General features: G+C 74.3%; 7 protein-coding genes. 1 reads left to right on the top strand and 6 read right to left on the bottom strand.

Going from position 1 to position 8,129, the window contains the following annotated elements:
• Positions 1-56: 56 nt before the first annotated feature.
• The 4 genes from qcrB to ctaE form a co-directional block, all read right to left on the bottom strand.
• The gene (gene qcrB, locus ACRYR7_RS22680) at positions 57-1,733 is read right to left on the bottom strand and encodes a cytochrome bc1 complex cytochrome b subunit (protein ID WP_432574382.1); all 1,677 of its coding nucleotides are present in this window, start codon (positions 1,731-1,733) and stop codon (positions 57-59) included.
• On the bottom strand, positions 1,730-2,773 hold the full coding sequence (gene qcrA / locus ACRYR7_RS22675) for a cytochrome bc1 complex Rieske iron-sulfur subunit (protein WP_432574380.1): 1,044 nt from the start codon (positions 2,771-2,773) through the stop codon (positions 1,730-1,732). Before qcrA ends, qcrB begins: the two co-directional genes overlap by 4 nt.
• A gap of 85 nt (positions 2,774-2,858) precedes the next feature.
• Positions 2,859-3,689, bottom strand: a complete 831-nt coding sequence (gene qcrC, locus ACRYR7_RS22670; RefSeq protein WP_432574378.1) for a cytochrome bc1 complex diheme cytochrome c subunit — start codon at positions 3,687-3,689, stop codon at positions 2,859-2,861.
• A 58-nt stretch (positions 3,690-3,747) separates the two neighbouring features.
• The gene (gene ctaE / locus ACRYR7_RS22665; RefSeq protein ID WP_432574376.1) at positions 3,748-4,407 is read right to left on the bottom strand and encodes an aa3-type cytochrome oxidase subunit III; all 660 of its coding nucleotides are present in this window, start codon (positions 4,405-4,407) and stop codon (positions 3,748-3,750) included.
• Between the two features lie 257 nt (positions 4,408-4,664).
• On the opposite strand from ctaE, the gene trpD reads away from it, so the two are divergent.
• Complete coding sequence (trpD, locus tag ACRYR7_RS22660) at positions 4,665-5,783, top strand: anthranilate phosphoribosyltransferase (protein ID WP_432574375.1); 1,119 nt, start codon at positions 4,665-4,667, stop codon at positions 5,781-5,783.
• A 42-nt stretch (positions 5,784-5,825) separates the two neighbouring features.
• Here the strand turns inward: trpD and ACRYR7_RS22655 are convergent, their stop codons facing one another.
• Both ACRYR7_RS22655 and ACRYR7_RS22650 read right to left on the bottom strand, forming a co-directional pair.
• On the bottom strand, positions 5,826-6,104 hold the full coding sequence (locus ACRYR7_RS22655) for an Lrp/AsnC family transcriptional regulator (RefSeq protein WP_432574374.1): 279 nt from the start codon (positions 6,102-6,104) through the stop codon (positions 5,826-5,828).
• A gap of 9 nt (positions 6,105-6,113) precedes the next feature.
• Entirely contained in the window at positions 6,114-7,883 is a 1,770-nt protein-coding gene (locus tag ACRYR7_RS22650) for a DEDD exonuclease domain-containing protein (RefSeq protein WP_432574373.1), read from the bottom strand.
• Positions 7,884-8,129 lie beyond the last annotated feature (246 nt).

Genomic DNA, 8,129 nt, shown 5'->3' with positions numbered 1-8,129 from the left:
GAAGGCCCCGGGCGAGCGCCCGGGGCCTTCGTCGTGCTGTCGCAGGGGGTGCGGCGTCAGCCGCGCGAGGTCTGCGCCGTGGAGATCGAGGGGCTCTGCTGCTGCTCCTCGATGGAGGCGTGCTCTTGGCTGCCGATCTCCGTGTGGTGCTCGTGGTGCGCGGCCGCCAGCTCGATGGGCGTCACCGGCTCGACCCGGTCCTCGAAGAAGAACTTCGACAGCCGGCGCTGCACCTTGCCGTACAGGCTGCTGGGGTTGCCGGCGTCGACGCGGTCCTCGATCTCCATCGGGCGGTGCACGTCGTGCTGCACGAGGACCCAGCGCTCCGTGTCGGTCAGGGGAGCGTGGACCTCGATGAACTCGCCGTGCGGCAGGCGCACGATGCGGCCCGTCTCGCGGCCGTGCAGGGCCTTCTCGCGGTCCTTGCGCTGCAGCCCGAGGCAGATGCGCTTGGTGATGACGAAGGCCAGCGCCGGCAGGACGAACACCGCCACGCGCAGGGTGCGGGTGATGTCGTTGATCGACAGACCCATCATGTGGGCGATGATGTCGTTGCCGCCGGAGATGAACAGCAGGACGTAGAACGTCAGCGCCATGACGCCCAGGCCCGTGCGGGTCGGGGCGTTGCGCGGGCGGTCCAGCAGGTGGTGCTCGCGGCGGTCACCGGTCGCGGCCTGCTCGATCCACGGGTACAGCGACCCGGCGGCCATCACGAACAGGATCGTCACCGTCGTCGGGATGAAGATGTTCATCGAGAACGTGAAGCCGAACAGGGTGAACTCGAACCAGCCCGGCGTCAGGCGCACCGCGCCGTCCAGCCAGCCCATGTACCAGTCCGGCTGCGAGCCCGCCGTCACCGGCGAGGGGTCGTAGGCGCCGTAGGCCCAGATCGGGTTGATCGAGAACAGCGCCGCGATGAGGGCGATGACGCCGAAGACGATGAAGAAGAAGCCGCCGGCCTTCGCCATGTACACCGGGAAGAGCGGGAAGCCGACGACGTTGTCCTCGGTCCGGCCCGGGCCGGGGTACTGGGTGTGCTTGTGGATCACGACCAGCGCCAGGTGCACCACGATCAGGCCGAGCATGACCGCGGGCAGCAGCAGGATGTGGATCGTGAAGAAGCGCGGGATGAAGTCCTCGCCGGGGAAGGCCCCGCCGAAGAGGAAGTAGCTGATGTAGCTGCCGACCACGGGCACCGCCAGGATGATCGCCTGGGCGATGCGGATGCCGGTGCCGGAGAGCAGGTCGTCGGGCAGCGAGTACCCGGTGAAGCCCTCGAAGACCGCCAGCAGCGCCAGGACCAGGCCGATGACCCAGTTGATCTCGCGGGGCTTGCGGAACGCGCCGGTGAAGAAGACGCGGATCATGTGGACGATGGTCGCGGCCACGAAGATCAGCGCGGCCCAGTGGTGGACCTGGCGGATCAGCAGGCCGCCGCGCACGTCGAAGGAGATGCGCAGCGAGGAGGCGTAGGCCTCGGACACGTGCTGGCCCGCCAGCGGCGCGTACATGCCGGTGTAGGTGGTCTCCGCCGCGCTGGGCTCGTAGAAGAACGTCAGGAACGTCCCCGTGAGCAGCAGGATGACGAAGCTGTAGAGGGTGATCTCCCCGAGCATGAACGACCAGTGGTCGGGGAAGATCTTCCGAGCGAAGCCGTTGACGACCTTGCTCGCGCCGACGCTGTCGTCGGCGAAGTTGCCGACACCGCCGGCGACCTTGTCGATGGTGCTCATCCGCGCTCCCAGAAGCTCGGGCCCACGGCTTCGTGGAAGCCGCTGCGCGCCACGAGGTACCCCTCGTCGTCCACCCGGATGGGCAGCTGGGGGAGGGGCCGCTTGGCGGGGCCGAAGATCACCTTGCAGTCCTGCGTCAGGTCGAACGTCGACTGGTGGCAGGGGCACAGCAGGTGGTGGGTCTGCTGTTCGTAGAGGGCCACGGGGCAGCCCATGTGCGTGCAGATCTTGGAGTAGGCGACGGTGCCGTCCACGCCCCACTCGGCCGACTTGGGGGTCAGCTGGCTCTCGTCGAGGCGCATGATCAGCACCGCGGCCTCGGCCTTCTCGTTGAGGACGTGCTCGGCCTCCTCGATCCCCTCGGGCATCACGTGCACCACGGAGCCGAGCTGGACGTCGGCCGCACGGATGCGCCCGCCCTCGGGGTCCTTGACCAGGTACATGCCCTCGCGCCACATCGTGGTGGAGAGGTCGTTGCCCGGCAGGGGACCGGTGTCGCGGAAGAAGAAGACCGCGGGCAGCGGGAACAGCGCCAGGGCGCCGATCAGCGTGTTGCGGATCAGCGGGCGGCGGCCCAGGCCGGCCTCGGCCGCGCCCTCCTTGAGGATGGCCACCGCCTCCTCGCGCTCGGCGGTCGTGCCGCGCTGGCGGTGGCGGTAGTCGATGCGCTCGTCGTCGGGCATGAGGGTCTTCGCCCAGTGCACCGCGCCGACGCCCAGGGCGAACAGCGAGAAGAACATGCACAGGCCGATGGCCTTCGTCGACGCGCTGATGCGGTCGAAGCTGCCGTCGTACTTGATCCCGATGATCGAGACGATGATGCCGATCGACCCCAGGATCGAGATGATCAGCAGGATCGCGACCTGCCGCTCGGCGCGCTTGGCCGCCTTGGGGTCGACGTCGCCCAGGCGGTGCTTGTGCGGCGGCAGGCCCGGGTTCTCGAAGCGCTCGGGCACGCCGCCCGCGGCGGGCTTCGCCAGGGCCGTGGAGCCCGCTCCGTGCGCTCCGTGCGCCTCGTCGGCGCGCTCGATCTCGCTCATGCTCCCTGCCCGTTCGTGCGGGGCCCGGCCCCGCGCTCGATGTCGCTCATGCTCCCCACCCGTTCCCGCGAGGGCTCGACGTGCCTCACGAGGACTTCATCCCCAGCCACACCGAGCAGCCGATGAGCAGGCCGATGCCCGCGATCCAGGCGAACAGGCCCTCGCTCACCGGGCCGACCGAGCCGAGGGTCAGCCCGCCCGGGTCCGGGCGCTTCTCCTCCTGGGTCAGCCAGGCGATGATCGCGGTCTTGTCCTCGGGGCTGATGGTGTTGTTGTTGAAGACCGGCATGGACTGCGGGCCGGTCACCATCGCCTCGTAGATGTGCTTGCCCGACACGCCCGTCAGGTCCGGCGCGTACTTGCCGGCCGTCAGCGCGCCGCCCTTGCCGGCGAAGTTGTGGCACATGGCGCAGTTGGTGCGGAAGATCGACGCGCCGCGGGCCAGCTGCTCGTCGCTGACGCCGGAGACGTCGAGGACCTCGTCGGTCGGGATGGCCGGCCCCGGCGCCAGGGAGGCGATGTAGGCGGCCATCTGGTCGATCTGCCCCTGCGAGAAGCGGATCTTGTCCACCTCCGGCGCCTGGGCGGCGGACTGCGCCAGCGGCATGCGGCCCGTGCCGACCTGGAAGTCGACGGAGGCGGCGCCCACGCCGATGAGGGAGGGGCCGGCGCCGCTGCCGTCCACCACGTTGCCGCCCTGGGCGTCGAGCCCGTGGCAGGTCGCGCAGTTGGCGAGGAACAGCTTCTTGCCGGCCTCGATGTCGTCGGCGGTCGCCGTCGCCGTCGAGGCCTCCGCCGGGCGGGGTGCCAGCGCGGCGTAGAGGCCGCCGACGAGGAGGAGCGCCAACGCGATCAGCACGACGACGGCCAGCGGGTGGCGCCGTCGGGCGCTGAGTGCGGTGAGGGTCCTGGTCACGGTCGTGGTGCTCGCTTCCGTCGGTGCTTTCGCGTGCGGTGGGGGATCGGCTGCTGGATCACTGGAGGATGTAGATGACCGTGAACAGGCCGATCCACACCACGTCGACGAAGTGCCAGTAGTAGGAGACGACGATCGCGCTCGTGGCCTCCTGGTGGCCGAAGCGCTTCGCGGCGAACGAGCGGGCGATGACCATCAGGAAGGCCACCAGCCCGCCCAGGACGTGGATGCCGTGGAAGCCGGTGGTCAGGATGAACACCGAGCCGTAGGCGTTGGACGCGATGGTCATGCCCTCGACGGCCAGCTCCGCGTACTCGTAGACCTGGCCGGCGACGAAGATCGCGCCGAAGACGTACGTGAGGACGAACCACTCCTGCATGCCCCAGGTCCCGACCTGCCACAGCCGGCCGCGGCGGCGCGGCTGGAAGCGCTCGGCGGCGAAGACGCCGAACTGGCACCAGAACGACGAGATCACCAGGATCGTCGTGTTCACGCTCGAGAACGGGACGTTGAGCATCTCGGGGCCGGTCTCCCACAGCGGAGCGGCCACCGAGCGGATCGTGAAGTACATGGCGAACAGGCCGGCGAAGAACATGAGCTCGCTCGCGAGCCACACGATCACGCCCACCGAGACCATGTTCGGCCGGTTCACCGAGCCGTGCGCGGGACTCGGGGTACTGCTCTGGACAGCCTGTGCACTCGCCACGTCAGCCATCATGCCCCACCCCCGCGCGCTCCCGCCGCCCGGCCCACCGACATCGTGTCGTAGATCTCGCGCTGGTCCGTCCGGGTGGCGTTCCCGCCGCCGTGCGCGGACCTCGTGCAGACCCCGTGAGCGCCCCGCGCGGACGGGCCCGGGCGCGCCCCCGGCAGCGCACCGGGCAGCACCCCCGGGTGCGGCGCGGCGGCCCCCGCCGCGCCGGTCAGTAGGGTGCGCTCGCACCCGACCGAACCGCCGCACCCACCGGGGACCCCATGACCCTCCCGCAGGCCAGCGCCCCCTCCGGCGCACCCACCCCCACCGGGACCCCGGGCGCGCCGACCTGGCCGCGCCTGCTGGGCGAGCTCGTCGCCGGCCGGGACCTCACCGCCGCCGACACCGCGTGGGCGATGGAGCGCGTCATGCGCGGCGAGGCGGGCGACGTGGCGCTGGCGGGCTTCCTCGTCGCGCTGCGCGCCAAGGGCGAGACCAGCGCGGAGCTGTCCGGCCTGGCCGACGCCATGCTCGCGCACGCGGTGCCCCTGGAGGTGCCCGGTCCCACCGTCGACCTCGTCGGCACCGGCGGCGACCAGGCGCACACCGTCAACATCTCCACGATGGCCGCGCTCGTGCTGGCCGGCGCCGGGCACCGCGTCGTCAAGCACGGCAACCGGGCCTCGTCCTCCTCCTCCGGCTCCGCCGACGTCCTGGAGGCCCTCGGGGTGCGCCTGGACGCCGCGCCGGAGCGCGTGGCGCGCCTGGCGGCCGAGGTGGGCATCACCTTCTGCTTCGCGCAGGTCTTCCACCCCGCCATGCGCCACGCCGCCGCCGCCCGCCGCGGCCTGGGGGTGCCCACCGCCTTCAACGTCCTGGGCCCGCTGACCAACCCCGCCCGCCCCGGCGCCACCGCCATCGGCGTGGCCGACCGGCGCCTGGCCCCGCTGGTGGCCGGCGTCCTGGCCGGGCGCGGCACCGCCGCGCTCGTCTTCCGCGGCGACGACGGCCTCGACGAGCTCACCACCACCGGGCCCGCGCGCGTGTGGGTCGTCGCCGGCGGCGAGGTCGCCGAGGCGGCCCTGGACGCGCGCGCCCAGCTCGGCATGGCGCCGGCGACCCTGGCGGACCTGCGCGGCGCCGACGCCGCCCACAACGCCGGCGTGGCCCGCCGCCTGCTCGACGGCGAGCGCGGGCCGGTGCGCGACGCGGTGCTGCTCAACGCCGCGGCCGCCGCGGTGGCCGCCGGGGTCCTCGCGACCGGCGCGGCCGGCGCGCGCGAGGTCGCCGCCGCGCTGCCCGAGCACCTGGCCGCCGCGCTGGGCCCCGCCGAGCGCGCGCTGGACTCCGGCGCCGCGGCCGGCGTGCTGGAGCGCTGGGTGCGCGCCAGCGCCGCCTGAGCGGGCGCGCGGCCCCGGTGCTCGACCCCGGGGCCGCGCCCCTCACTCCAGGCCGAGGGAGAAGGCGCTCTCCAGGTCGTGGCGCGAGTACGCCCGGAAGGCGATGTTCGTGGTCGTGCCCGTGATGCCCTCCACGCGGCTGATCCCGCCGGCGATGACGTCGGCGAGCTCCTCGTGGCGGCGCACCCGCACCATGGCGACGAGGTCGACCTCGCCGGTGACGGAGTACACCTCCGAGACGCCGTCCAGGTCGGCCAGCGCCTGGGCGATCTCCGGGATGCGCCGGCCGTCGGTGCGCACGTTGACGATGGCGGTGATCACCTCGGCAGCCTAGGGGGCCGTGCCCGACGTGCCCAGCCGGTGGCGCGCCCAGCCGGCCCCGCGCACCGGCAGCGCCCACGGCGGCGCGCCGGGGTCCAGCGAGACCAGCCGCACCCCCGGCTGCTCCAGCCACGTCAGCAGCGCGTCGGTCTCCTCCACCAGCAGCCCCGGCCGGCCCGGCCCGGGCGGGGCCACCACCTCGCCGGTCGCGCGCAGCGCCTCCACGTGCGGCACCGGGTCGGCCCCGCGCGGGGTCACGGTCGTGCCCGCCAGGCGCCCGTGGCGCACCAGCACCAGCTCCCAGCCGCCGTGCGGCCAGCCCGGCTCCGGCGCGCAGCGGCGCGCGGCCACCAGCTCCGGGGCCTCGGCCACCGGCCGCCGCCGCTGGGCGCGCTCGGCGGTGCGCAGCAGCGCGTCCAGCCGGTCGCGCGCCTGCGCGGCCTCCTCGTAGCGCTCCTGCCCCGCCAGCGCCGCCATCCGCCGCCGCCCCGCCTCCAGGGCCGCGCCCGCGTCCCCGCGCAGCGAGGCGCGCGCCTGCTCCACCACCAGCCCGTACGAGGCCGCGTCCTGCCCGCCGCGCTGCGGGCCCAGGCAGGGGGCGCCGCAGCGGCCCAGCTCGGCGAGCACGCAGGCGCCCGGCCCGTCCGCGCGCGGCACCCGCGGGATGCGCCGCGTGCAGCGCCGCAGCGGGTGCGCGTCGTGCAGCGCGGCCACCGCCAGCTCCGCCGTGCGCGCCGAGCGGAACGGGCCCAGGTACTCCGCGCCGTCGGCGGCGTCCTCGCGCACCTGCTTCACCAGCGACAGCCGCGGCCACGCCTCGGCGGTCAGCTTCACCCACGTCGCGCGCTCCGGGTCGCGCGAGCGGCGGTTGTACGGCGGGTCGTGCTCGGCGATCAGGCGCAGCTCGCGCACCCGCGCCTCCAGCGGCGTGGCGCACACCACGGGCACCACCTCCGCGGCCGCGGAGACCATCTCCGTCATCCGCGCGCGGGTCTCCGAGGCGGTGAAGTACTGCGCCACCCGCCGGCGCACGTCCACCGACGTGCCCACGTACAGCACCCGCCCGCGCCCGTCGCGGAACAGGTACACGCCCGGCGACGACGGCAGCCCCAGCGCCAGGTGCTTCTTCGCGCGCCGCGCCGGCGGGGTCGCGGCGGTGAAGTCCTTCAGGTCCTCCAGCGTGCGCACGCCCCGGTTGCCCAGCCGGCCCAGCAGCGCGTGCAGCACGTCCACGGTGGCGCGCGCGTCGTGCAGCGCCCGGTGGTCCGGCGTCGCGCCGGCCCTCAGCACCCGCGCCAGGGTGCCCAGCTTGTGGTCGCGGGCCTCGTCGCGGCCCACCAGGCGCCGGGCCAGCGCGAGGGTGTCGACGACCTCGTGCCGCGGCTCCTCCAGCCCCGCCCGCCGGCACGCGCCCGCCAGGAACGCCGTGTCGTAGCGGGCGTTGTGCGCCACCAGCACCGCGCCGCGGGCGAACTCCAGGAAGGCCGGCAGCACCGCGGCCGCCGACGGGGCGCCGGCCACCATCGCCGGGGTGATGCCCGTGAGGACCTGCACGGCCGGCGGGATGGGGGAGTCCGGGCGCACCAGCGTCTGGAACTCGCCGAGCACCTCCCCGCCGCGCACCTTCACCGCGCCGATCTCGGTGATCCCGCCCTCCGCGGGCGCACCGCCGGTGGTCTCCAGGTCCACGACCACGAAGGCCACCTCCGCCAGCGGCCGCCCCAGGTCGTCGAAGCTGGCCTGCCGGTGCTCCGGGGACGGCGGGGACGCGCTGCGCACGGGCGGAACGGTGCCACCCCGCGCCGACACCGCGGCCGCGGCGCGCCGCGGGGCCCTCGAACCGGCGTTCGAGCCGGCCCGCCGACGCCCCGGGGGCCGACGCCGCGGAGGTCGTCGCCGCGGGTGCCGCCGCGCCGGGTGCGACGATGCGCCCGTGGTCCTCGGGCGGGCGGTGCGGCGGCGCGCGCTGCTCCTGGGCGCCGCGGGCGCCGCCGCCGGGCCGGCCGGCGGGTGCGGCGGGCCGGC

It is taken from the genome of Kineococcus gurbantunggutensis, assembly GCF_050871925.1.
Lineage (GTDB): Bacteria > Actinomycetota > Actinomycetes > Actinomycetales > Kineococcaceae > Kineococcus.
Note: the sequence above shows the minus strand (reverse complement) of the source record. Positions and strands in the feature narration are given on the sequence as shown.